The organism is Psychroserpens luteus (assembly GCF_015319355.1).
Lineage (GTDB): Bacteria > Bacteroidota > Bacteroidia > Flavobacteriales > Flavobacteriaceae > Psychroserpens > Psychroserpens luteus.
On record NZ_JADILU010000004.1, the window covers coordinates 388561 to 413784 of the forward strand.

General features: G+C 32.9%; 21 protein-coding genes. 8 read left to right on the forward strand and 13 right to left on the reverse strand.

The genetic code is table 11. From position 1 onward, the window contains the following. Positions 1-13 precede the first annotated feature (13 nt). The 4 genes from IM744_RS11625 to IM744_RS11640 form a co-directional block, all read right to left on the reverse strand. Complete coding sequence (locus tag IM744_RS11625; protein WP_194508312.1) at positions 14-961, reverse strand: NAD(P)H-dependent flavin oxidoreductase; 948 nt, start codon at positions 959-961, stop codon at positions 14-16. Beyond that, the gene (locus IM744_RS11630) at positions 962-2566 is read right to left on the reverse strand and encodes a S8/S53 family peptidase (protein ID WP_194508313.1); all 1605 of its coding nucleotides are present in this window, start codon (positions 2564-2566) and stop codon (positions 962-964) included. 170 nt (positions 2567-2736) lie between these two features. Continuing rightward, positions 2737-3942, reverse strand: a complete 1206-nt coding sequence (gene mnmA / locus IM744_RS11635) for a tRNA 2-thiouridine(34) synthase MnmA (RefSeq protein ID WP_194508314.1) — start codon at positions 3940-3942, stop codon at positions 2737-2739. A 166-nt stretch (positions 3943-4108) separates the two neighbouring features. Next, entirely contained in the window at positions 4109-4813 is a 705-nt protein-coding gene (locus tag IM744_RS11640; RefSeq protein WP_194508315.1) for a toxin-antitoxin system YwqK family antitoxin, read from the reverse strand. Between the two features lie 82 nt (positions 4814-4895). Between IM744_RS11640 and IM744_RS11645 the strand changes: the two genes are divergently transcribed. Continuing rightward, positions 4896-6308 (forward strand): fasciclin domain-containing protein, encoded by a 1413-nt coding sequence (locus IM744_RS11645; RefSeq protein WP_194508316.1) that lies wholly within the window; start codon positions 4896-4898, stop codon positions 6306-6308. A gap of 329 nt (positions 6309-6637) precedes the next feature. Here the strand turns inward: IM744_RS11645 and yidC are convergent, their stop codons facing one another. The 3 genes from yidC to IM744_RS11660 form a co-directional block, all read right to left on the reverse strand. Further along, the gene (gene yidC, locus IM744_RS11650; protein ID WP_194508317.1) at positions 6638-8542 is read right to left on the reverse strand and encodes a membrane protein insertase YidC; all 1905 of its coding nucleotides are present in this window, start codon (positions 8540-8542) and stop codon (positions 6638-6640) included. A 51-nt stretch (positions 8543-8593) separates the two neighbouring features. Further along, positions 8594-8956 (reverse strand): endonuclease domain-containing protein, encoded by a 363-nt coding sequence (locus IM744_RS11655; protein WP_194508318.1) that lies wholly within the window; start codon positions 8954-8956, stop codon positions 8594-8596. A gap of 103 nt (positions 8957-9059) precedes the next feature. After that, positions 9060-10697, reverse strand: a complete 1638-nt coding sequence (locus IM744_RS11660; protein ID WP_194508319.1) for a CTP synthase — start codon at positions 10695-10697, stop codon at positions 9060-9062. 203 nt (positions 10698-10900) lie between these two features. Between IM744_RS11660 and IM744_RS11665 the strand changes: the two genes are divergently transcribed. Further along, positions 10901-11416, forward strand: a complete 516-nt coding sequence (locus IM744_RS11665) for a hypothetical protein (protein ID WP_194508320.1) — start codon at positions 10901-10903, stop codon at positions 11414-11416. Positions 11417-11930: 514 nt separating this feature from the next. Here the strand turns inward: IM744_RS11665 and IM744_RS11670 are convergent. The 6 genes from IM744_RS11670 to bshC form a co-directional block, all read right to left on the reverse strand. Further along, positions 11931-12164, reverse strand: a complete 234-nt coding sequence (locus IM744_RS11670) for a DUF3820 family protein (protein ID WP_194508424.1) — start codon at positions 12162-12164, stop codon at positions 11931-11933. 130 nt (positions 12165-12294) lie between these two features. Then, positions 12295-12837, reverse strand: coding sequence for a DUF922 domain-containing protein (locus IM744_RS11675; protein ID WP_241738322.1), 543 nt, complete (start codon positions 12835-12837; stop codon positions 12295-12297). 164 nt (positions 12838-13001) lie between these two features. Beyond that, positions 13002-13412 (reverse strand): OsmC family protein, encoded by a 411-nt coding sequence (locus IM744_RS11680; RefSeq protein ID WP_194508321.1) that lies wholly within the window; start codon positions 13410-13412, stop codon positions 13002-13004. Then, positions 13412-15319 (reverse strand): PBP1 and LysM peptidoglycan-binding domain-containing protein, encoded by a 1908-nt coding sequence (locus IM744_RS11685; protein ID WP_194508322.1) that lies wholly within the window; start codon positions 15317-15319, stop codon positions 13412-13414. Before IM744_RS11685 ends, IM744_RS11680 begins: the two co-directional genes overlap by 1 nt. Before the next feature lie 230 nt (positions 15320-15549). Further along, positions 15550-17085, reverse strand: coding sequence for a glutamine-hydrolyzing GMP synthase (guaA, locus tag IM744_RS11690; protein WP_194508323.1), 1536 nt, complete (start codon positions 17083-17085; stop codon positions 15550-15552). Between the two features lie 55 nt (positions 17086-17140). Beyond that, a complete protein-coding gene (bshC, locus tag IM744_RS11695) occupies positions 17141-18742 on the reverse strand; it encodes a bacillithiol biosynthesis cysteine-adding enzyme BshC (RefSeq protein WP_194508324.1) in 1602 nt (533 codons plus the stop codon). 122 nt (positions 18743-18864) lie between these two features. On the opposite strand from bshC, the gene IM744_RS11700 reads away from it, so the two are divergent. The 6 genes from IM744_RS11700 (at position 18865) to IM744_RS11725 (ending at position 25015) form a co-directional block, all read left to right on the forward strand. Further along, positions 18865-21354, forward strand: coding sequence for a M14 family metallopeptidase (locus IM744_RS11700; RefSeq protein ID WP_194508325.1), 2490 nt, complete (start codon positions 18865-18867; stop codon positions 21352-21354). 176 nt (positions 21355-21530) lie between these two features. Next, on the forward strand, positions 21531-22277 hold the full coding sequence (locus IM744_RS11705; protein ID WP_206694485.1) for an alpha/beta fold hydrolase: 747 nt from the start codon (positions 21531-21533) through the stop codon (positions 22275-22277). Between the two features lie 162 nt (positions 22278-22439). Beyond that, the gene (locus IM744_RS11710) at positions 22440-22910 is read left to right on the forward strand and encodes a GNAT family N-acetyltransferase (protein ID WP_206694486.1); all 471 of its coding nucleotides are present in this window, start codon (positions 22440-22442) and stop codon (positions 22908-22910) included. Between the two features lie 19 nt (positions 22911-22929). After that, positions 22930-23364, forward strand: coding sequence for a hypothetical protein (locus IM744_RS11715; RefSeq protein ID WP_194508326.1), 435 nt, complete (start codon positions 22930-22932; stop codon positions 23362-23364). Between the two features lie 14 nt (positions 23365-23378). Continuing rightward, on the forward strand, positions 23379-24050 hold the full coding sequence (locus IM744_RS11720; protein WP_194508327.1) for a toxin-antitoxin system YwqK family antitoxin: 672 nt from the start codon (positions 23379-23381) through the stop codon (positions 24048-24050). A gap of 149 nt (positions 24051-24199) precedes the next feature. Beyond that, positions 24200-25015 carry a hypothetical protein gene (locus tag IM744_RS11725; protein ID WP_194508328.1) on the forward strand — a complete coding sequence of 272 codons (816 nt, stop codon included), beginning with the start codon at positions 24200-24202 and terminating at the stop codon, positions 25013-25015. Positions 25016-25224 lie beyond the last annotated feature (209 nt).

A 25224-nucleotide genomic window follows, 5' to 3' on the forward strand; every position in this document is an offset into this window, starting at 1 on the left:
CAAATATAGTGTTTTAGACTACAATTTGTTGTGCTTGTTTTTGAGCTAATTTAAATTCAGTAATGAGATCTTCTACAATTTGAGCAGTAGGTTTTATATCATGAATTAATCCAGCAATTTGCCCAATTTCAAGTTCCCCATCTTCTAAATCACCTTCAAACATACCTCGTTTTGCTCTTGCTCGTCCAAGAAGTAATTTTAAATCTTCTACTGTTGGTGCTTTTTTATAGAGGTCTTGTAAATCGTTGAAAAATTTATTTTTTATCAATCTAACAGGAGCCAATTCTTTTAAAGTTAATTGTGTATCACCTTCTTTGGCATCAACAACAACATTCTTAAATGCGTCATGGGCTGATGACTCTGTACTAGCAACAAAACGACTACCAACCTGTACTGCATCTGCTCCTAAAAGCATAACTGCCAACATAGCTTGACCTGTAGCGATACCACCTGCAGCAATTAAAGGAATTTGAAGATGTTCTCTCACCATTGGGATTAAGGTTAACGTCGTTGTTTCTTCTCTACCATTGTGACCTCCAGCTTCAAAACCTTCAGCAACAACAGCATCTACACCAGCTTCTTGAGCTTTCAACGCAAATTTCACACTACTTACTACGTGAACAACTGTTATCCCTCTCTCTTTTAACCAAGATGTCCAAGTTTTAGGATTTCCTGCGGAAGTAAAAACAATTTTAACATCTTCTTCAACGATGATATTCATGATTTCCTCAATGTTAGGATATAACATTGGCACATTAACACCAAAGGGTTTATTGGTTGCGTTTTTACACTTTTTTATATGATCTCGAAGCACATCTGGATACATTGATCCTGCTCCAATTAAACCTAAAGCTCCAGCATTACTAGCTGCTGAGGCTAATTTCCAACCACTATTCCAAATCATACCAGCTTGGATGATTGGATATTTAATACCAAAAAGTTGTGTGATTTTATTCGCCATTTAAGATTTTATAAGTTTGAATGTTTTTGATGCGTTACCAGATTGAAAAGACATGATATATAATCCAGAAGCCATAGATGACATATCCAATTGACTTGAAGACTCTGTCATATCTTGTTCTAAAACAGACTTCCCTAAGACATCAAAAATTCTTAAAGTTGTCATATCGTTTGCTGACGGAATTTGAATATTCAAAACATCTGCCACAGGATTAGGATAGACTTTAAATTGAAAAAACTCTTCCTCTTGCAATGATAAACCAATATCTAGAGCCAATTGAAGATCTGGAATCCCATAACCAATAAAATAATCTGGTGTTGTATATTGAGATGCAGACATGCGCACAAATTGTTTGATTTCCTCATTTGTAGCATTTGGTAGCGCTTGCCATAAAGATGCAATTCCTCCAGCCATTATAGGTGAACTAAATGATGTCCCATTATTATTGATAATATCATTGTTATCATCTATCACAAAAGCTGCTCCTCCACGAGCTGCAACATCTGGTTTTTGTGTCACTTGAACTTCACTTCCTTGAGAACTAAAAGTTGCATAATCACCATCTCCATCTACAGCTGCAATACTTAAAACGCCTGTTGCATCTGCTGGAGCTCCAACGCCACTTTCACCAGAATTCCCTGCTGATGTAACGACTAGAATCCCTTTTTCATTTGCAATATTTGCACCTCTAGTGATGAACGTTGTACTTCCATTAAGATCTTCATCTGTATGGCTGTAATTCGTGTTTTGATATGTCTTATAACCAAGAGACGTATTGATAATATGAACTCCTAAACTATCACTACGCTCTGCAGCTTCTACCCAATAGGCTTCTTCAGCTGGAGTTTCACTAGCAGAATCTTCGGTTCTAAATAAATAATAAGATGCGTCTGGTGCAGTACCTACAAATTGGTCTTGTATAAATCCTGCCATATCACTCAATACTTTTGTACCATGATTATTTTCTGTAAAAGCATATACATCATCATTTCTTCCTACAAAATCATAACCATCTAATAAATCACCATTATCACGTAAACGCTGAAATGCTCCCATCGTATCTACATTTGGAAACCCAGAATCTAATACTGCAACAATAATTCCTTCTCCTGTATAGTCTTGGAGATGTAACGCATTTGCATTTATCATTTCGACTTGATTTTGCGCATTTCCGTAGTTAAAAGAAATCGTCGTATTTTCTATAGAAAATTTATCTTCGGAAACATCTACTCTCAACATATTTAAGCTTTCATCAGCAAAATCTACAGCTTCTACAAAATCAAAATCGTCAACCAAAGCATTAATATCCTCTTCACTGCCTCTCACATATACTGAATTTAACCATTTAGATTTTGCAAAAACGGTAACACCAGTTTCTGGAGCTTTAAGCAATGTAATATAAGTTTCATTGACTGGAACATCACGCTCATCTATAGTTATACCATGTGCGTTTTTTCTATCGATTGCTTGTTGTGTAAGAATAGAAATAGGATTATCAATTGAGGCTTGAACGTTCTCTTTTTGATTAAAATAAACCCACGCGTCTTGCTGAGCATATACTGTAAACTGAAAGCATACAATACCAATGAGTAGGATTTTTTTCATGTGTTGATTTTTATTATTTTTCAATGTTCACATGCAGTTCGCCAAGAATTACCCTCGCGAATAATAAAATTTTAGCATGCTCGTATCATAGCAATTAGTGTTTAATTAAAAACTTAGTCGCTTTTAATTAATAAACATTAATATAAATTCGATATTGAACGCTCTGCAATTTAAGAAATTACTCCCGAACCTACTAATTCGTCATCCAGATACCATGCTGCAAACTGACCTTCGGTTATTGCAGATTGCGGATTTTCAAATTCAATAAAAAGTCCGTTATCTACTTTATGAAGTGTTGCGTTTTCAAGTGTTTGACGGTAACGAATTCTTGCTTTGACTTTAATTGTTTCGTCAACTTTTAAGGTCAAGTCTTCACGAATCCAATGCAATTCTTCATTAGTGACAAAAAGAGCACTTTTAAAAAGTCCAGGATGTTTTTTTCCTTGACCTGTATAAATGACATTCTCATCTACATCTGTATCAATTACAAAAAGTGGTTCTACAGTTCCACCAACTGCGAGACCTTTACGTTGACCTTTTGTAAAATAATGCGCGCCTTGATGCTTGCCTACGATTTTTCCGTCGGAAACATTATAATCTATCTTTTTAGTTAGATATTGAAGTTCTTCAACTTTGCTTTCAAAATTTGGAGTTTCAACATTATAATACGCTTGCTCTTCAGGTATTTCTACAATAACACCTTCTTTAGGTTTTAATTTTTGTTGTAAAAACTCTGGCAATCTTACTTTACCAATAAAACAAAGTCCTTGAGAATCTTTTTTATCGGCTGTAACTAAATCTAATTTGGTCGCAATTTCTCTAACTTCTGGCTTTGTTAATTCACCAATTGGAAATAAAGCTTTAGATAATTGCTCTTGTGATAACTGACATAAAAAATAGGATTGATCTTTATTATGATCTGCACCAGCCAATAAATGATAGGTTTCTTTAGAAGTTCCATCAATCACATCAACCACAGATGAGATGGCTTTTCTACAATAATGACCAGTTGCTACATAATCCGCTCCTAAGTCTAAGGCAATTTTCATAAAGACATCAAATTTGATTTCTCTATTACAAAGCACATCTGGATTTGGTGTTCTCCCCTTTTGGTATTCATCAAACATATAATCTACAATACGCTCTTTGTATTGCTCACTTAAATCTACCGTTTGAAATGGGATTCCCAATTTATCTGCTACTAACATAGCATCATTACTATCGTCTAACCAAGGACACTCGTCAGATATAGTCACAGAGTCGTCATGCCAGTTTTTCATAAACAAGCCTATAACCTCATAGCCTTGCTCCTTTAATAAATAGGCTGCAACGCTAGAATCTACTCCTCCTGAAAGTCCGACAATTACTCTTTTCATCTGATAATCGTTATGTTTATTTTATGGTAAGTAGAAACATCAAATAAAAATTTAGCTTAAAAATCATAAACTAATCCTGACATTTCATCCTGCAAAATTAAGAAATAAAAATAGCAACAGATGCGCTGTTGCTATTATAATTAACTATGTATTGTATAAGTTTTAACTATTGTTTATTTGGATTTTTACTTCTCTTGGTATGATCTGTTGTTTTAACAAGTTTTCCATTTTCGTAATATTTCCAAATGCCATGTTTTAGATCTTTTCTGTAGCTGCCTTCTGCTTCCAGATTTCCAGACGAATCATAATATTTACAAACACCATGTAACTCATCATTTTCATACGTAAACTCTTTTAAAACTTTTCCGTTTTTTGCATACCAAATTGAGATACCACTGAGTTTACCATTAATATAATTTGCTGTTTCTGCAGTTGTTCCATCCGGATAAAACACAAGTTTCTCACCTTCTAGTTTTCCGTTATCATTATAAAACTCTGTTGACATGATAGACTTAAACTTATTATGGTAATAAATCCATTTTCCGGTGTAAAGCTTTCCATTCATTTCGCCTTCACTAATCAATTTCCCTTTAGATGATAAAAATTGTACTTGAGCCTTATTATTATCTTTATTGAATATTTTAGTTGCGCTTAAAACACTTGCTCCTCTATTAAGCGTATAAAACTTAAATGTATCTATTTCTTTGCCATGTTCAAATTGACCTTCGTATCTTAATTGTTTGGTCTTATCAAAGTGTTTTTTCCAGACACCATGTCGTTTACCTCCATTATCAAACTGATTAATAGACTCTTGCGCATAAGTGCTTAAAGCACAAATTGTTAAAATATATATAAAAAAATAACGTTTCATTTAGTTTTGTTTAATCATTATGTAAATTTGTTGAACAAAATATATTTTTATAGAAAAATGTTGAACAATAAAACTCAAAAAAATGAAAATTATTTCAAAAACAATCAAATTTCTACCGTTATTTTTATTAGCTCTGGTAATTACATCTTGTAATAACGATGATGACAATGGAATCACGACTACTCCACAAGAATTAAATATTGTTGAAACCGCAATAGCAACATCAGACTTATCTAGTTTAGTGGCTGCATTACAAGCTGCAGATGGTGATTTAGTAAATGTATTAAATGGTAATGGTCCATTTACTGTACTTGCACCAACAAACGAAGCTTTAGCAACTTTTTTAAGTGATAATGGCTTTGCTAATTTAGATGCAGTACCTACAGATGTATTATCTCAAATTTTACTAAATCATGTTATTTCTGATGATTTATCATCAACAGACTTAGTCGCTTTAGGATCTGGTTACACAAGTACTAATGCTACAGGAGCAGGAGGAAACGCAATGAGTATTTATTTTAATACAAGTAATGGCGTAAGTTTTAATGATGTATCAAGCGTAACTACAGCAGATGTTGATACCTCTAACGGTACAGTTCACATCGTAGACGCAGTAATTGGATTACCAAGTATAGTAAATCATGCTGTCGCAAATCCAGAGTTTAGTAATTTAGTTGCTGCTCTAGGCGCTGCAGATGGTGATTTAGTAAATGTACTAAGTGGCACTGGACCTTTTACAGTATTAGCACCAGACAATGCTGCTTTTGCTACCTTTTTAGACGGAACTCCTCTAGGAGATGTCCCAACAGATGCTTTATCAAATATTTTACTAAACCATGTGCTTAGTGGAGCAGTAACTTCTACAGATTTAGTTGGATTAGGAAACACATATACAAACACATCTGCTTCTGGACCTGGAGATAATGCAATAAGCTTATATTCTAATGTTGATAATGGTGTACGTTTCAATGGAGTTTCATCTGTAGCAACTGCAGATGTTATTGGAACAAACGGAATTATTCACGCAGTAGATGCAGTTATTGACATCCCAACAGTAGTGACATTTGCAACTGCAGATCCAAACTTTTCAACGTTAGTTACAGCATTAACAACGTTAACGCCTGCTACAGATTTTGTAGCAACTTTATCTACAGCAAACGGAACAAGTCCAGCACCTTTTACAGTATTTGCTCCAACAAATGATGCTTTTGATGCACTAGATGCAATTCCTGCAGAAGATGTATTAACTCAAGTATTGTTACACCACGTTTTAGGTGATGCTAACGTGACGTCTGGTGATTTAACAGATGGAATTTCACCAACCATGTTAAACGGACAAGCAATCACTATCAACTTACCTGGAACAGGAAGTAATATTGCAGATGTAACCGATGGTGCAGGAAATACAGATATTGGTATTGTTGCAGTTGATGTACAAGCTGGTAATGGTGTGATTCACGTTTTAAACAAAGTGATGTTACCGTCAATAGACTAAATAAATCATAAGTTCATTAAAATTAGATTAATAGCATAATGTAGATTGTATTGAACTTAATATTAAAAGCCTTTAGATTATTTAATCTGAAGGCTTTTTTTTGTGACCTAATTGTATTATTCCCTTTTCTTCGGAAATGTAACACCAGTTAAAAACGCTTCTGTCAATAATAGCAACCTACTCCAACATTAATTATGGTAACCAGCTTATCAAAACCTCATTTAAAATAACGCATTTGGTGAGTAGTTGATATTTCCGAAGTTATAAAAATCAAAAGAGCCTTTAGAATAATCTAAAGGCTCTTTGTATCTATAATTAATAAAAGAATACTATTTCTTTCTCTTTTGCTGTGATTGCTTTTGCTCTTCAGCTTGCTCCATCATACTTGCCATTTTCTTTTGAAACTTATTTTGTTTCTTAGGCTTTGTCTTATTCACTTGAATCTGTGCATGAATCTTATCTTCATCTAGAATAAAATTCTTAATAACTAACATAATTCCAATACTAATAAGGTTAGAAATAAAGTAGTACAAACTCAATCCTGAGGCATATTTGTTAAAGAAAATCAACATTAAAATTGGAGAGAAGTAAATCATGTACTTCATCATTTTACCCATATCTGGCATCCCTTCTTGCGTTGGTTGTGATGCCATTTGTTGACCTGTCGTCATTTTCATATAAAAGAAAATCGCGATAGCTGCCAAAATTGGAAATAAACTTACGTGACTACCATATAATGGAATGTTAAACGGAAGCTGAGCAATGACATCATATGATGATAAATCGTCTGCCCAAAGGAAACTTTTTTGACGTAAAGCAAAAGCTGTTGGAAAAAACATAAACAAAGCGTAAAACACTGGCAATTGAATCAAACCAGGTAAACAACCAGCTAACGGACTTGCGCCTGCTTTATTTTGAAGTGCCATTGTTTCTTGTTGCGCCTTCATTTTATTGTCTTTATGCTTCTCTCTAATGGCATCTAACTCAGGTTTTAAAACCTTCATTTTTGCTTGAGATAAAAACTGCTTGTATTGTACAAATGACATCACTAATTTTATTAAAATAGTCATTACAATAATAGCAATACCATAAGGTAAGAATCCACTTAAGAAACCAAATAGAGGAATAAACAAATGCTTATTAATCCATCCAAAAATCCCCCAACCAAATGGGATACTTTCTTCTAAGTGGTAATCATAATTCTTTAAGACCTTACTATCTGTTGGTCCAAAGTAAAGTTTGAAATTATTTGTTGCCTCTCCATTGGTAAACGTTAATGGTAATTTAGATGCAAATTCTTTAGTGAAAATAGTATCTATTTCTTCGTCTTCAACTAAATCTACAGTAGAAATTCTTGCATTTTTAATTGGATTTTCTGCAACAAGAATTGTACTAAAAAAGTGTTGTCTATAAGATAACCAACGCGCATCATCAATAACCTCTTCATCTTCTCCTGCTTGCGCTAACTTATCAATCTTATCACCTTCATACATGTAGGTTAATCGTGTGTAACGATTCTCATAACTCACACTTTGATCATGACGATAAGTTTTTAATTTCCAATCTAAATCTATAGCTTGAGAACTATTAACAACAGTGTTTAAACCTTGAGAACTAATAGAAAAATCTATCATGTAATCGTCTGGCTTTAACTCATAACGATATTCTAAATACTGAGTGTTAGATGCTTTAAATTTCATCGAAACAACTGTATTATCACCGTTTTTGGTTACAGTAGGTTCAAAATATTTATCCTGAGTATTTAGTATTCTATTGTCTGTTGTTGGTAACGTAATATTAAAAAACTCATTACCATCTTCAATTAATGCAATTGGAACAGAATCGTAATCAACAAATTTTTTCAGAATGACTTCGGAAAGAAATCCACCCTTATTACTAAATTTTAAATCCAGTACATCTGTTTGTACAGTTGTAAAAGTATCTGTTGCAGATGGAAGCGTTGATGAAAACGCAAACGATCCTAGTTTATTTTTTAACGCTTCTAATTTTAAAGAATCTCCTGGCTTTGGTGCTGTAAAATCTTCGGCAGCAACAACTTTAGTGTCTTTAGTTTGCTTGGTTTCTGCTTTTTTACCTGCTTCAATTTGCTCTTGCTTCTCTTGTTCTGCTAATTCTTCAGGAGTGGGTTGATTTTTCCACATCATGAAGATTAGTATTCCGAAGATAAGAACAAATCCTATAATCGATTTTACGTCGAATTTTTTTTCTTCCATTGTTTAGTTTATGAGTTTCTCCTCCTTTTGAAGGAGGAGATTAAGAGGTGGTTATTGTTTTAGTTTAGTTTTAATTGCTTCTAATACCATATCTAAATTTTCGAAAACTGCTTTATTTTCAAATCTGATAACACGATATCCTAGCTTGTTTAAATCGTTAGTTCTTTTAAAATCATATTCACTATTGATGAAGTTGTTATGAACTTCTCCATCTAATTCTATTATTAATTTTTTACTCGGACAATAAAAATCAACTATATAATTATCAATGCTCTGTTGTCTTCTAAATTTTGTATTCTCTAATTGACTTTTTCTAAGCATTTTCCAAAGTTGACTTTCTGCTTTGGTTGGGTTATTTCTTAATTCTTTTCTGAACTCTTTTAAATACGTCCTATTATGTAATTCGTTATTCAAAAAATTGTTCTTTATAATTTTAACCACTCCGTCCGCAAAAAAAGCGGACACCTCTCCTTTAAAAGGAGAGGACCCAAACAGCTCATCAAAAAGCTATCCAATATTATTTCTGTGCCATACTGACACTTTTGTTGTTTGTTTTATACTCTAATGCTGCCTTTACAAAAGACACAAATAATGGATGTGGGTTAGAAACCGTACTCTTATATTCTGGATGGTACTGTACACCAACAAACCAATTGTTTGCTGGGATTTCAACGATTTCTACCAAGCCAGTTTCAGGATTTAAACCTGTTGCTTTCATACCAGCATCTTCAATTTGTTGTTTGTACGAGTTGTTAAATTCGTAACGATGTCTGTGACGTTCTTTTATGTCAGCAGTTTTATAAATATCCTTGGCTAAACTACCATCTATTAAATGACAATCCCAAGCACCAAGTCTCATTGTACCTCCTTTATTAATAATGGTTTTTTGTGATTCCATAAGATTAATTACAGGATCTGGTGTGTTCTCATCCATTTCGGTAGAATTAGCATTTGCTAATCCAAGCACGTTTCTAGAATATTCAATCACTGCCATTTGCATACCTAAACAAATCCCTAAAAACGGAATATTATGTTCACGAACATAACGCACTGCTTCAATTTTACCTTCAATACCACGCTCTCCAAAACCTGGAGCTACTAAAACACCATGTAAGTGTTGTAACTTTTTCGCTGCATTTTCTTTCGTTATATATTCAGAATGGATAGACTCTACATTGACTTTAACTTCATTCTCTGCTCCTGCATGAATAAATGATTCTAATATAGATTTGTAAGAATCTTGAAGTTCTACATATTTACCAATTAAACCAATCGTCACTTCTCCTTTTGGATTTTTATGACGTGATAAAAACTGATTCCATTGTGTTAGATCTGGTTTTGCACTTTTTAACTCTAACTTTTTTAAGACCACTGTATCTAAACCTTGCTCTAACATTAAATTAGGTACGTCATAAATTGTAGACGCATCAATAGATTGTATGACCGCTTCTGGACGTACGTTACAAAATTTAGCAAGTTTATCACGTAATTCTGCAGGAAGTTCATGCTCTGTACGACACACTAATACATCTGCCATAACACCACTTTCCATCAAAGTTTTAACACTGTGTTGGGTTGGCTTTGTTTTTAATTCTCCTGCTGCAGATAAGTAAGGAACTAATGTTAAATGAATCACGATAGCATTATGCTCTCCAAGATCCCATTTTAATTGTCTTACTGCTTCTATATAAGGTAGTGATTCAATATCACCTACAGTTCCTCCAATTTCTGTGATGACAATATCATAATCGCCAGAGTTACCCAATATTTGTACACGATGTTTAATCTCGTCTGTAATATGAGGAATCACCTGTACTGTTTTACCTAAAAACTCACCACGACGTTCCTTGTCAATGACGCTTTGATATATACGACCAGTGGTTACGTTATTAGACTGACTCGTTGGTACATTTAAAAAACGTTCATAATGACCAAGATCTAAATCTGTTTCTGCGCCATCATCTGTCACATAGCATTCACCATGCTCATAAGGATTTAAAGTTCCTGGATCAATATTAATGTAAGGGTCTAATTTTTGGATAGTCGTTCTATAACCTTGAGCTTGAAGCAATTTAGCCAATGAAGCTGCTATAATTCCTTTTCCCAAAGAGGAAGTAACTCCTCCTGTTACAAATATGTATTTTGTAGTGTTCATGTTGCGTTGTTAAACGCAGGCAAATTTACAAAATTTAAATAGTTATTGTTGTATTGTTTTTAGGTTTGTTTATAATATTAAAAACGTGCAGTTTGGAAGCTGTTTTGGACTTGACTTTGTCAAAAAAATAGTCGTACTTCGTCTAACGATTGATAAAAAACATTGAAACGATTTTTTATCAGAGCTAACCGTTGGCAATAATTATGAAAAAACTGTGTTTTGGAATTTTATTTCTTATTTTGAGCTGCAATGTTTGCAATGAAAAACATATTGCTGACACCTCTTGTTTTAAGAAATTGCAAATTTCAATTCTGAAAGAATCTACTAAAAAAATTAACTTTTCTAAACAGATTAATTGTTTTGAATGGGATAGTTTAGAGATTGGTTATCGTGGTTCTTATGAAAACTATCCTTGCTCTAAATTTCATCAAATAGATAAGGAATATGACATATTTTTAGGCAGGAAACTTGAAAATCATATGGATTGGTTAGACCGAGATAGACATTGGACTTTTATTTATTTTTATAAAAATGGAATGATTTTAAATGATGTATTAGCTATTCCAGAAAGCGTTGCTAGTTTTGATGAGTTAAAAGAAAATAACGGAACTGATAACTTGTTTTATAAAAATAAAAATACTGAATTTAGAATAACTGATTTTTTATATGGTGGAATTTCAGGAAAAGAACTTCAAAACCATCGTCAAATATTAAAATAACTATTGCCAACAATGTGTATAAGTAATTGCTTTATTTCTGCTCTACTTGCGAATATTCCTGCGGAATATTCACAGGTTCGTGAAAGTTTGCTAACTTAGTTGCTTAACCACGCAACTAAGTAATACACGCACACGTTAAACAAAACATCAAAATCTATAACCAATCATTTAACAAGTCTTATCACTCAATCCTTTTAGTGTTCATCATTGTAATGAATTTACACCTTTCTTACTGAACGACTTAAATTGTCTTTGAGAGAACTGTCTTTGAGAATGATTTAACTTCTTAACTTTATTTATCACTTTTCGAGATTCTATTTCAGCAGTGAGAGCATCCTTCATCAAAACTTTAATAAACATAAAACATATAAGACCTAAAATAATACCGATTGAAATTTCAAACATAATGAGAGATTTGGATTAACACTACAAAGTTGAGCAGATCGTCGAATATTAGTGTCTTTTATCGGTAAACAGTTTGACTCATTTCCTAAATCAGGAACCTTTTAGAGTATTATTGTTTTGGATATCGCTTCTGGATATCCCGAATCAAATACTCCAAACCATTCAATTTCAACTCATAAACCTGAGTCAGCATATCTCCTAATTTTCCCTTCGGAAATCCTTTATTGTGATACCAAACCACATAATACTCTGGTAAATCAATGAGGTAACGACCTTCATATTTACCAAATGGCATTTTGGTGTGTGCGAGTTTTATGAGGAAATTTTTGTCTGGTTGAACCATCATTTGGGAAAAATCTAATTGTTTAGTTGTAAAGTCATATGATTAACTCATGTCATTCCGAATGAATGCAATGAAGAGGAATCTCAAATCGTAAGATTTCAAAGATTTCTCATCAAAATGACAAAGAATTTTAATGCGATTTAAAGTCTTTGTATTTATCTAATTCAGTTTTTACAAATTTAGACCAAATAGCTTGTTGCTCCTTGTTTATTGAATTATTACTTTGAGTATCATAAGTATTTTGCATAATTGCTAGATTCTTATTGGCTTGCTCATGTAAATCTCTAAGTTCTTGTTTAATATTTTTAGACACTTTTACTCTTGAGATTTTATAACGTAATTGCCTTACTTGAAGCTCTGTAATGTCAAAATGAAGTTGCTCATGTGCTAAAATATGATCATCACCTTTGTCTTTGAGGTACCATGATTTTTCCGGATAGAAATGCGCATGGACTTCTGCATTAAAATCAACATACTCACCATTAGACTGACTTACAGAAAACGAAAATGTAATTCCAGAAGCTGTAACAGCAACAACATCTGTATCTCGTTCTGCTTCACCTTTAAAATCTGCCCAACTTAGTTTTTTGCTATCACTCCATGAAATGGTGACCTCTTCCGTTATGGCAGGTTTCAGAAGAAATAAAAAAATAATTAATAGTCGAGGTAACATTTAGTTTGCATTATTTCCAGTTAAATTTTAGAATGATGTATTAATAAATTGAATTATTTTTAGTTTAGTCGAGGCTAAAAATCTAAGCATAGCCTTAGCTACGGTTCTATTTTCAAACGATGAATCAACTAAAAAGAAACAATTTATATACGTTATTTTAAGGTTTAATTGGAATTCGTCCAGTTAAACGTGATATCTTTTTCGATATCTGGATGTAAACTGTAATGCACAGGACAAGTAGTTGCGATACGTTCTAAAATTTTACGAGTTTTTGCGTCTGCCTCAAAAGGAAAGTCCAAAACCACTTCTATTTTAGAAATTCGTCTGGGATCACTCGCCATCGTTTTGGTGACATGAGCAGTGGTTCCTTTCATATCAACTCCCATATCGTTGGCTTTGATTCCCATAACGGTAATCATACAACTTGCTAACCCTGTAGCAACAGTATCTGTAGGTGAAAACGCTTCTCCTTTACCATTATTGTCTACAGGTGCATCTGTTAGGAATGAATTATTAGATTTTAGGTGAACACTTTCTGTTCTTAAATTACCTAAGTAAGTTACTTTTGAGGTCATTATTTTGCTTCTACGATTATTAAGTCATTATACTTCACAACGTAAACGGCTTCATTATAATAGCCTCCAAACATCTTTTTAGTATATCTAAATTTATTCTCTACGTACTCTGTTTCAATATCGCTAGAAGAGGCTTTATACAAATCATCTTCACTAGCAAGACGCAACAATAGATCTAGTGTTAAATCAAACCCTCTTACCGCATATTTATTTGGGCTCACGTTATACTCACGTCTATAAGCTTTGATAAATGCATTTTTTGATGAACCAATATCTGCTGTTTTATTAACTGACGGATAATGAAACTTTAAGTTTGATAAATGGTAATTAGAAATCTCTCTACCTTCAAAAGCTCTGTTTTTATCTGTTGTAAACAAAATAATCTCTTTGCCATTAGAAATCAAACCGTTGATCACACTAATAACGTTTGAAGCAAAACCTTCATTATCAGTTTCTAAAAACACAATGTTTTTTCCGTTTTTAAAGACATTTTCTAAATCTGTTTGATATATAAAATAGGCTTCTTTCCCTTTTTTATCTTTTCTAGAATAGATTTGTTTTGCTGATGGAAATTCAGTTTTTAACTTATCACTGATACGCTTGTGTTTTGAATCTGAAATAACGACCATATGCTTAGGCAGTGAATCTGATTTCACGAAATTTATGATGGTATCTTCCAACAAATCACTTGAAGGCACACTTTGAAACACATTATCATACAACGTCGTAGGCATTGAAAATGGCGAAATAACAGGAATGTGATCTCTTTTTAATTCTGATGCGACACGATCTAAATTTTTTGGAACTAATGGTCCAATAACTGCATCATACTCAGAAAAATCATTTGAACTTAAAATATTAGAAACCTCAGCTAATTGATTTCTCGTATCATACACTTTTAGATTTGTAGAAATCCCTAAACGTTTGGCAGAGTCTATTGCCATCAATGCTCCTGCATGAAAATCTAATGAGATAGATAATAATGCATCTTTTCTAATTGCTTTTTTAGTTTCTTCCACTTGATCAACATCAATTCTATCTGTACGATAAGGCAGCATTAACGCTATTTTTTTAACATTCAGATTTTTAAGATTATTTGATAAATTTGTGTTTACTAAATCTTCTACATTAGTTGCAATTTTAACATCTGCAGGCACTTTTAAAACCATGCCTAATTTGAGTCCGGTTTCTTTCAATCCAGGATTCAAAGTCTCTAATTGCTCTTGGCTTACACCTAATTTTCTATCAAGTGCCATGTAACCTTCACTTTTTAAAACCGTGTAATAACTGTAATTTTCTTCTACAGCTTTCTCTTCGTTATTACTAATATTTGGTACATTTACTTCATCACCTGGTTGAAGTACTTCTTCAAGACCAGGATTTAATGCTTCTAATTGTGGTACAGTAATCCCAAATTTATAAGCCACTCTCCATTTACCTTCTTTTGGTAAAACGGTATACTTTTTTACAGTATTATTTAAAGATACCTGACTGTTAATTGTTTTAAATTTAGGAATCTTAATCTTATCACCTTTACGTAAGTTTTCAGAATATAATCTTGTATTATACTTTTTAATATCTTCAATCTCAATATTATAATCTTTAGAAATACTATATAAAGTTTCCTTTCGCTTCACCCTATGGTTTTTAAACCCAACAACCTCTTTAACAGACTCTTTAATAGGATCATTCTTAACTCTTGTTGTAGGTATTATAAGAACCATATCTGGCTGTAATGTTGCTTTTGCATCTGGATTAAGCGCATAAATATCAAAAGGTGTGACCAAATATGACTTAGCAATACTTTCTATAGTTTCACCTTTTTTAACCTTGTGCGTTTTATAACCTTGAGCTGCAACAGATAAGCTGCAAAACAAAACAACAATAATGAGAATGAGTTTTTTCATTTATATATTTATTACTGAATTCCCTTTTCTTCGGAAATTTTAATTACCTAATATTTTGAAAGCTATTAACAGCTTAGTTTTTAGTTTTCTAATTCTCTACTTTCATTCTTTCACTTAGCTTCCGAAGTGAAAAAGGATTGATTTAATTTCCCCAACCGAAGTCAGGACTGATTTTTTTTAGCCTAAGGTTTTACTTTTTCAACTATAAGATTTCCGCTTTCGCAGGAATATTATTCCCATTCAATAGTTGCTGGTGGTTTTGAACTTATATCATACACCACACGATTTACACCTTTTACTTTATTTATAATCTCGTTTGAGGTTTTTTGCAAAAATTCATACGGAAGGTTAACCCAATCGGCAGTCATTCCATCTGTACTTTCTACTGCTCTTAACGCGACACATTTTTCGTAGGTTCTTTCGTCTCCCATCACTCCTACACTATTCACAGGAAGCAACATGGCTCCTGCTTGCCAAACTTTATCGTATAAATTCCAAGATTTTAAATTGTCAATAAAAACAGCATCAACCTCTTGTAATATACGAACTTTTTCAGGAGTGATATCTCCCAAAATTCTAATTGCTAATCCTGGTCCAGGAAAAGGATGACGACCTAAAATATCTTTATCCATTCCCATAGAAGCACCTACACGACGAACTTCGTCTTTAAACAACGCTCTTAAAGGTTCTACTATTTTCAATTTCATATAATCTGGCAATCCTCCAACATTATGATGACTTTTAATTGTTGCACTTGGTCCTCCTGTTGCAGATACACTTTCTATAACATCAGGATAAATAGTACCTTGAGCTAACCATTTTACATCTTCTATAAGATGTGCTTCATCATCAAAAACTTCAATGAACGCGTTACCTATCGCTTTTCTTTTCAACTCAGGATCGCTAACATCTTTCAAAGCATCCAAAAAGCGTGCCGAAGCATCAACACCTTTAACGTTAAGTCCCATGCCTTCGTATTGCTCAAGTACACTTGAGTATTCGTTTTTACGAAGTAAACCATTATTTACGAAAATACAGTATAGGTTTTTCCCTATGGCTTTATGTAATAATATGGCTGCAACAGATGAATCTACACCTCCAGACAATCCTAAAACGACTTTATCGTTTCCTAATTGTGCTTTAAGTGCTTCTACCGTTTCATCAACAAACGAATCTGGTGTCCAATCTTGATCTAATTGAGCGATATGTACTAAGAAATTTTCTAATAATTGTTTCCCATCTGTAGAGTGATATACTTCTGGATGAAATTGAATTGCATACGTTTTTTCGCCTTCAATTTTAAAAGCTGCATTTTCTACATCATGCGTACTTGCTAATAAAACTCCGTTAGTTGGTAATTGTTTGATGGTATCACTATGACTCATCCAAACCTGACTTCCTTTAGAAATACCTGTAAAGAAATCTTCGTCTTGTTTTACAAAACTCAAATTAGCTCTACCATATTCTCTGGTGTTAGATTCTGCTACTTTACCTCCAGAAAAATGTGCCAAATACTGAGCGCCATAACAAACAGCGAGCATTGGTTTTTTACCTCGAATTTGGGTAAGGTCTGGATGTAAAACATCTTCTCCTCTAACCGAATTTGGGCTACCAGAAAGAATGACAGCTTTAAAACTCTCAGAATCTACAGGAATTTTGTTGAATGGATGAATTTCGCAATAGATGTTTAACTCTCTAACGCGACGTGCAATAAGTTGTGTGTATTGCGAACCGAAATCTAAAATAAGGACTTTGTTGTGTTGCATGTGCAAAAGTAATAATTGCATCCAAAATTAAAACTAGAATCCAACAATTTTTACACTAAATTGTTAACACTAAAAACTCACCTTTTAAAGGTTCTAAAGTTTCTATTAACTTCGGAATAAGCGCATCGCCATATTCTAAATAAAACTCAGAGAAATTCATATTACGTTCTTGTAAACTTTGACGAGGAAATAAATCATCTTGTAATATTGTGACACGTTCTAAATAATCACTCAACTTTCGTTTTTGTGCTTTTAGTAATCTGCTTTCAAGGTTTTCGAGTCCGTTGATTTGCTTAACTTCCTGAGCTTTAACAGCACCAACAAAGGATTCATCTGTTTGCTCTGCGATTTTATATAAATCTTTAAATTGTTGTTCTAAATGTGCTTTTTGCGACGAAAAATCTATATCTATTTTAGAAACTTGCTTGGTAACTTTAGTTCGCAGTTGATTCTGTTTTAAAAATAAATCACTGATTGAAACTTCTAATTTATCGAGTTTTTCTTTTTGCTTATCGGTCATCATCAAAACTGAATTCCGAAGTAATAACATAGGAAACACAACGTTTTGCGCTTCAAAATTAGATTTGAGTTGTAGCCAATACGCTAACTCTCCTCCTCCTCCAATGTAACAGAGGTTTGGCAAAATCACTTCTTGAAATAAAGGTCGCATAATCACATTAGGAGAAAAACGTTCAGGGTGCTCTACGAGCTCTTTTTGTATCTCACTCTTGCTCCAAGACATCTTTGTGTTTAGAACTTTGTAAATTCCGTTGGTTTCTACAATGCGCTCTCTTACATCTTTTGTGATGTAGAACAAATTAATCTCTCTTGGATTGACTTGAATTTTATATTTATCGGAAAGTTTATTGAGCTTTTCGTTTGCTTGAGATACTTTATCAAAAGATGTTTGATTCACCAATTCGTCTTCTGCATAAGGTAAAAACAAACGCTTTAAATCGGTATCATTACCATCAACAATCACCAAACCGTAATCCTTGAACAATTCATTAACCAAATAATACATGGCATCGGTTAAATTTTGATGTTCTAAATAAGCGTTTTTGAATAATTGTTTTAGAGTTTCTGCATTAGTCGTTTTGTTTAATTGACTGGCAAAAACTTCAAAAACCTTATCCAATCCGTCGAGTTCTAATTCTCCAACAGCTCCAGAAGCTTCACGATTCCATTGTACTTTTCGTCCGCGGAAATTAAAAAAATTGATTTCCTCAAAATCATGATCTTCGGTTGCCATCCAATAAATAGGCACAAAGTTTTGATTAGGATATGCTGCTTTTAACTGCGTACACAAATTAATGGTAGAAATAATTTTATAGAAAAAATAAAGTGGCCCAGTAAACAAATTAAGTTGGTGACCTGTCGTAACTGTAAACGTATTATTATCGCTTAATAAATCGATATTGTTTTTAGTAGCTTCGGAAATATCAACTGAAGCATATTGGTTTTTTAAAGACTTTACTAAAACCGTTCTCGTTTCCGAAGAAAAAGAACCTTGCTTTTCTTCAATTTGAGCTTTAAAATTTTCAAGCTTTGGAAACCGATTATAGAACGATTTTAAATCGTTGTTTTCATCTAAATAATCACATATTAAAGAAGAGAAATAGTTGGTTTCTCTAAACGGAATATAGTCTGTTGGCATAGTTATAGTTCAATTCTAGCGTAAAGATAAGCTTCTTCATTTTTTTTAAGTCCTAAATTTTAGTTAATTGATATTGACTTGCTATCTTTACTCAATATCACAACTCATTTAGATTTTAATTTATGAATAAGTCATTCGCTTTTATCCTCGCATTCGTTTGTTCTGTCTCAATTTTTGCTCAAAACCTACAATCACCTTCTGAATTTTTAGGTTATGACATTGGAACCAAATTCTCCAGACATCACCAAGTTCTTGATTATTTTGAACATGTAGAAAACCAGTTCCCTAAGCAAGTAAAATTAGAGCAATATGGTGAAACTAATGAGAGACGAAAGTTGATGTTAGCGTTTGTTTCTTCCGAAGAAAACATGAAAAACCTAGAGCAAATAAGAGAAAACAATCTCAAAAATGCTGGAATTTTAAAAGGCACATCAACTACAAATGATATTGCGATTGTATGGTTGAGTTATAACGTGCATGGTAATGAAGCGTCGAGTACAGAAGCGTCTATGTTGACAATTTACAAATTGCTCACAGAGAATGCAGACTATTTAAAAAATACGGTTGTGATTATTGACCCTTGTATTAATCCAGATGGTCGTGATCGTTACGTGAATTGGTATAATGAAACTGCGAGCGTGCCTTATGATATTGACCAACAAGCTAGCGAACATAGTGAACCTTGGCCTGGAGGACGACCAAACCATTATTTGTTTGATTTAAATAGAGATTGGGCTTGGGCAACGCAAGTAGAAACGCAAGCGCGATTAAAAGTGTACAACAAATGGATGCCTCATATTCATGTCGATTTTCATGAGCAAGGGATTAATGAACCTTATTATTTTGCTCCTGCTGCCGAACCTTTTCATGAAATTATTAGCGATTGGCAACGCGATTTCCAAACACAAATTGGAAAAAACCATGCCAAATATTTTGATGCCGAAGGTTGGTTATATTTCACTCGCGAGCGTTTTGATTTATTGTATCCAAGTTATGGTGACACCTACCCAACGTATATGGGAGCGATTGGAATGACGTATGAACAAGGTGGTCATGGACGTGCTGGATTAGGAATTTTAAATGATGAAGGTGATGAATTAACTTTAATTGATCGATTGACACATCATACAGTTTCGGGATTATCTACGGTAGAAATTTCTTCTAAAAATGCAAAGCAATTAAACACAGAGTTTGGTAAGTATTTTGATAACTCGAAGCTTTTATATAAGAGTTATGTTCTGCAAGGAAATAAAGACAAAATTGAAAGTTTAACGCAATTATTAGATCAACATGAGATTTCTTATGGTTTTGCTCAAGGCGGAAAAGTAACTGGTTTTAACTATTCATCTTCTAAACAAGGTCAATTAAACACAACACAAAAAGATTTGGTGGTGAGCACCAACCAACCTAAAGGCAAAATGGTCAAAGTACTATTTGAACCTAATACTAAATTAAGCGATTCATTGACTTATGATATTACTGCCTGGAATATTCCTTATGCTTATGGTTTGGATGCTGTGGCTAGTAAAAGCTTAGTTTCAACTGCTGCAGTTGGTAAAACACCACAACTAAACACAAAAAACACATCTGCGACTGGATATGTGCTTAAGTGGAATTCTTTACAAGACGCACAGTTTTTAAGTGACATATTAAAGCAAGGCATCAAAGTACGTTTTACCGAAAAACCGTTTACTGCTCAAGGTCAAACTTATGAACGTGGTTCACTTATTATTGTTCGTGGTGATAATAAAAAAGTAGACAATTTTGATGATAAATTAGTATCTACAGGAAATGAACATTCACGAGTTTTAAATGCAATCACTTCTGGCTTCTCAACCTCTGGACCAGATTTTGGATCTCCTGATATTAAGTTGGTGAATCCGCCAAAAATCGCAATGCTCTCTGGAGATTATACATCCTCTTTAAGTTATGGTGCATTATGGCACTTTTTTGAACAACAGCTTCACTATCCTGTGACATCTATAAATACAGATAATTTATCTCGCACCAACTTATCAAAGTATAATGTATTGATTATGCCAAACGGTTATTATGGAGGCTTTTTAAATGAAAATCTAACAGATAAAATTAAAACCTGGATTCAAGCTGGCGGAAAACTCATCGCTATTGATGGTGCTTTAAACACTTTTGCTGGAAAAGATGGTTTTGGATTGAAACGCAATGTGGCTGATTCAACTCAAGAAGAAAAACAAAACAAGACCATTAAATATGCAGATAGAGAACGTGACAATACTAAAAACTTAATCACAGGAGCTGTTTTTAAAACAGATGTTGATAATACACACCCAATGGCTTTTGGTTATGACGATCACTATTTTACTTTAAAACTAGGAAGTTCTTCTTATAGCCTATTAGATAACGGTTACAACGTAGCCTATCTTGGTGATAATTCTAAAAACGTTTCTGGTTTTGCTGGGCAAGAAGCACTTAAAAAATTAGACAACTCTTTAATTTTTGGCGAGCAACGTATAGGAAGAGGAAGTGTAATTTACATGGTAGACAATGTGATGTTTAGAAGTTTTTGGGAAAACGGGAAACTGTTTTTAGTGAATTCTATCTTTTTTGTGAATAATAATTTGATAGAATTATAAGATCAATCTTGATATGTTTTCTTCGGAAATTTTAAGTTATAACTTCATATATTCTTGCATAGTAATTTAAAAATCAAATCCTGAAAGAAGCACTTTATCATATAAAAACAGATGACAACCAAACCATTGCGCTTTGGAAACTAAACTCTGAAAAAATATTAGATAAACATATTTTTTTGACTCACGGGACATTTTCAAACAGAAAAATATGTGATGGGATTGCATCTTATTTAGCAGAAAAAGGATTTACGTGTTGGATCATGGAATGGCGAAATCACGGAAAAAGCTCAAAAACCAAACAGAAGTTTAATTTTGAGACTATTGCTAAGTTTGACCTCAAATCAACATTTGATTTTCTTTTTGAAATTCAGAATATAAAAAACATCGATTGTTTGACTCATAGTGGTGGTGGAATCATTTTAACAATGTGTTTAATAAACAATCCTAACTACAATGAAAAAATTAATAGTATTACTTTTTTTGGAGTACAAGCTTTTGGAGCTGGAGAGAAATTAAGTAATAGAATAAAAATCTTGGCGAGCAAATACGTAACTGCATTGTTAGGAAAAGTGCCTTCAAAAACTGCGGGTTCAACAGAACATAACGAAAGTTATCACACTATGAAACAGTGGTTTGATTGGAATCTAAAAAAGAATTTTATTGGAGAACATGGTTTCGACTATTTAAAAGAAATGAATCAAATTAAGATTCCAATATTATCAATTTGCGCTAAAGGAGATCGTTTTATAGCTCCAAAAGAAGGTTGTGAACAGTTTTTAAATGCATTTGAAAACGAAAAGAACATTCTACTTTTCTATTCTAAAGAGAATGGAAATTTAGAAAACTATAATCACAGTCGGATTTTAAAATCTAAAAACTCAAGAAAAGAAATATGGCCCATTGTAGAAGATTGGATTTCTTAAATTAACTGCTTGTGCTAACCAACTTAAGAATCGTTGTAATCCCAAGGATCTATAGATTCTCTATTTCATTTAATTTTGCTAAATTAGTACATACTCAAAGCCAACAGTAATTTGGTTCGTTTGATTTTTCTACGGAAATCCTATAACACAAGACCCTTACTTATGATCAAAATCATTCCGTACAAAAATGCACATCAAAATGGTATTGATGCTATGATGCAAGACATTGATATGGAGTTTAAGGATTCCATTTTCCCTAAACCAACACATGAGATACTAATTATTCCAGATGCTTATTGGGTTGCCATAATTAATACTAAAATAATTGGCACTGTTGCAGTTATTAATATTGAAAACAATTTTGCCATTTTAAAAAATATGATGCTTAAAAAAGAGTATCGAGGCAAAACGCAAGGCATTTCTCAATCGCTTCTAGAAACGGTTATTAATTGGTGTGAAGTCAAACATATTCCGGAAATTTATTTAGGCACCATGACACAGTTTAAAGCAGCTCAATCATTTTATATCAACAATGGGTTTGTTAAAATTTCAGAAGATAAACTACCTAGTAATTTCTTGAATAATCCTTTAGATACTGTCTTTTTTGTGAAAAATATAACTACTTTCATGTAACACCTTCTAGTAACAGTAAATGAAAACCGTACATCTAAAACAACATTGGAAAGGATATTTTACCTATTTAGAAGGTTATGAAATCATTGAGCAGTATAAACAAGTTGAGTTTACTATGGTAATCACTCTAACTGATAATTCATTTATTGGCACATCAACTGATGCTGAATCAAGACATGCTTTTGACGAACCAGCAACGGTTAAGGGTTTTATTGATGATGAAAAAATAAGCTTCGTGATGAAATATCCTTGCTCATACTATAAAGACGACTTCAGGAAGATCCAATTAGACAAATCATCTCAACATCCTGATATACATTATCTAGGTTTTTTTGATAACGACAAGAAAACAGTAAGTGGTCATTGGGAAATAACAATTTTCATAGAACAAACTATAGAAGGTGATTTAGAAGAAGTTTCTAATGGAGAATTTGAAATGAGTAGAATAAATTAATAAACTAAATCTAAATGCGATACCTATTAACTTTAGTAACTTTTCTATTTATCAACCTTTCATTTGGTCAAAGCCAACCTACAAAGAGCATTGAATACTACGAGAGTGGTACCATAGAAATCATTGAGTACATCCAAAATGGTGAAAGAACTGGTATTAGAAAAGAATTTCATGACAACGGAAAACTAAGAGAAATAGGAACCTATAAAAATGGACGTCCAATTGGAGAGTTTAGAATTTATTATTACGATGGTCAATTAGAAAGCGTTGAATATTTTGAAGATGATGAAAATAGTAGTCCGACAAATATTGGAGAACGCAGAGAATATCATCCCAACGGACAATTAAAACTTATAGAACAATTTGGACCTAAAGGCATACACATTGGGGAATTTATTTCATATCACGACAATGGAAACATTAATAGAATAGGATCCTACAAAGCTGATTCACTTCATGGCACATGGAAATCTTATTATGATGATGGAGCGCTCTGGAGTATCGAAAAATTCAGGAATGGCTATTCTTTAGGCACGCACAAAATCTTTTACTCAAACGGTCAACTCAAGAAAAAATATCATTTTAAGTATAAAGAAACACGTTGCGGTATATGGAAAACTTTTTCTGAAGATGGGACCTTATTAACCGTTGAAAAATATAAAAATGGCAAGTTGATTAAATCATAAGTTTTTCTAAAACACAAAGCAGGAGTCCACCTAACTCGCACATTTTAAAAGGTTTCACAAAAATTTGACACTTTTTTTACATTTCATTTAGCTACATAACAAACTGCCAAGCATATATTTGACATTATTAATCTCAAAACGAATCAATTATGAAAAAGGCAATTATCATTTCAAGTACAACACTAATTATACTATGTGTATTAATTTTTGGTTTCACAAGTTGTGACCATACAATTAAAACCGATGAAGCAAACCCATCAAACAGTAAAGATCTTGCTTTTGAAAGCTCAAATATGGAACTCCCAATAAACAAGAGCATCCCAGATTTATATTATGGAGTAGAAACACGATTTGCAGCCATAAAAAAATCAGATATCGATGAAGCCACTACAATTTATGATTTTCTAAATGATGGAGAAGCAGAACAAATAGATCTTATCAATTCTGTAGGGATTATTGTTATAAAAAATAATCAGCAAAGTGACATACAAGAATATGGAGAAAGCGCTCAACTTACTGATGCGCAACTAAAAATCTTAAAATCAACAGATTATTTTAGTCATTTTACAATTAAAACCCAATTCAAGGAAAAGAATAAGGAAAATGGTAAAATGGAAGAGCGTTTTTTTGGTCCTCACATCACTGTCGTTCCAGATAAACAAGCTACTTACATTGATGGTAACGAAGCGCTTATCAACTATCTTAAAGATAACAGCAAAGAAAGTATGAACGTTATTAAAGGTGATGACCTTGGAGCCATTAAACTCTCGTTTATAGTTACAAAAGAAGGAATAGTTTCAAATGTAAAACATGACGCAATGACAACGGGTTACCCTTCTATTGATGAAAAATTCATGGAACTCATTAAGAATATTCCAGGTAAATGGTCACCTGCAGAAAACGCTAAAGGAGAAAAAATGGATTATGAATTGGTATTTACTTTTGGACCAAGAGATGGTTGTTAGACACAAAACATCTTCTATTTTTATTTAAAAAAGTCGACTACTTTAATGCAAATTGAAATAACTACTAAATATGCCATTAACATTTTGTGATAAAATTCTGACTATCTACATGTTATCTTCTTGATTTTGAATTTTAAAAAAGCTAACTTCGTTTAACGTAAAATATAAAACATTCAAACGCTTTTATATTCACAAATCATTAGCAAAAA

Excerpts from the sequence above, each read along its gene's own strand:
- IM744_RS11680 (WP_194508321.1), bottom strand. The coding sequence starts at position 13,412 with ATGACCTCAAAAGTAACTTACTTAGGTAATTTAAGAACAGAAAGTGTT.
- IM744_RS11645 (WP_194508316.1), top strand. The coding sequence starts at position 4,896 with ATGAAAATTATTTCAAAAACAATCAAATTTCTACCGTTATTTTTATTA.
- IM744_RS11710 (WP_206694486.1), top strand. The coding sequence starts at position 22,440 with ATGATCAAAATCATTCCGTACAAAAATGCACATCAAAATGGTATTGAT.
- mnmA (WP_194508314.1), bottom strand. The coding sequence starts at position 3,942 with ATGAAAAGAGTAATTGTCGGACTTTCAGGAGGAGTAGATTCTAGCGTT.
- yidC (WP_194508317.1), bottom strand. The coding sequence starts at position 8,542 with ATGGAAGAAAAAAAATTCGACGTAAAATCGATTATAGGATTTGTTCTT.
- IM744_RS11640 (WP_194508315.1), bottom strand. The coding sequence starts at position 4,813 with ATGAAACGTTATTTTTTTATATATATTTTAACAATTTGTGCTTTAAGC.
- guaA (WP_194508323.1), bottom strand. The coding sequence starts at position 17,085 with ATGCAACACAACAAAGTCCTTATTTTAGATTTCGGTTCGCAATACACA.
- IM744_RS11670 (WP_194508424.1), bottom strand. The coding sequence starts at position 12,164 with ATGGTTCAACCAGACAAAAATTTCCTCATAAAACTCGCACACACCAAA.
- IM744_RS11725 (WP_194508328.1), top strand. The coding sequence starts at position 24,200 with ATGAAAAAGGCAATTATCATTTCAAGTACAACACTAATTATACTATGT.
- IM744_RS11715 (WP_194508326.1), top strand. The coding sequence starts at position 22,930 with ATGAAAACCGTACATCTAAAACAACATTGGAAAGGATATTTTACCTAT.
- bshC (WP_194508324.1), bottom strand. The coding sequence starts at position 18,742 with ATGCCAACAGACTATATTCCGTTTAGAGAAACCAACTATTTCTCTTCT.
- IM744_RS11675 (WP_241738322.1), bottom strand. The coding sequence starts at position 12,837 with ATGTTACCTCGACTATTAATTATTTTTTTATTTCTTCTGAAACCTGCC.
- IM744_RS11630 (WP_194508313.1), bottom strand. The coding sequence starts at position 2,566 with ATGAAAAAAATCCTACTCATTGGTATTGTATGCTTTCAGTTTACAGTA.
- IM744_RS11700 (WP_194508325.1), top strand. The coding sequence starts at position 18,865 with ATGAATAAGTCATTCGCTTTTATCCTCGCATTCGTTTGTTCTGTCTCA.
- IM744_RS11660 (WP_194508319.1), bottom strand. The coding sequence starts at position 10,697 with ATGAACACTACAAAATACATATTTGTAACAGGAGGAGTTACTTCCTCT.
- IM744_RS11665 (WP_194508320.1), top strand. The coding sequence starts at position 10,901 with ATGAAAAAACTGTGTTTTGGAATTTTATTTCTTATTTTGAGCTGCAAT.
- IM744_RS11625 (WP_194508312.1), bottom strand. The coding sequence starts at position 961 with ATGGCGAATAAAATCACACAACTTTTTGGTATTAAATATCCAATCATC.
- IM744_RS11685 (WP_194508322.1), bottom strand. The coding sequence starts at position 15,319 with ATGAAAAAACTCATTCTCATTATTGTTGTTTTGTTTTGCAGCTTATCT.
- IM744_RS11720 (WP_194508327.1), top strand. The coding sequence starts at position 23,379 with ATGCGATACCTATTAACTTTAGTAACTTTTCTATTTATCAACCTTTCA.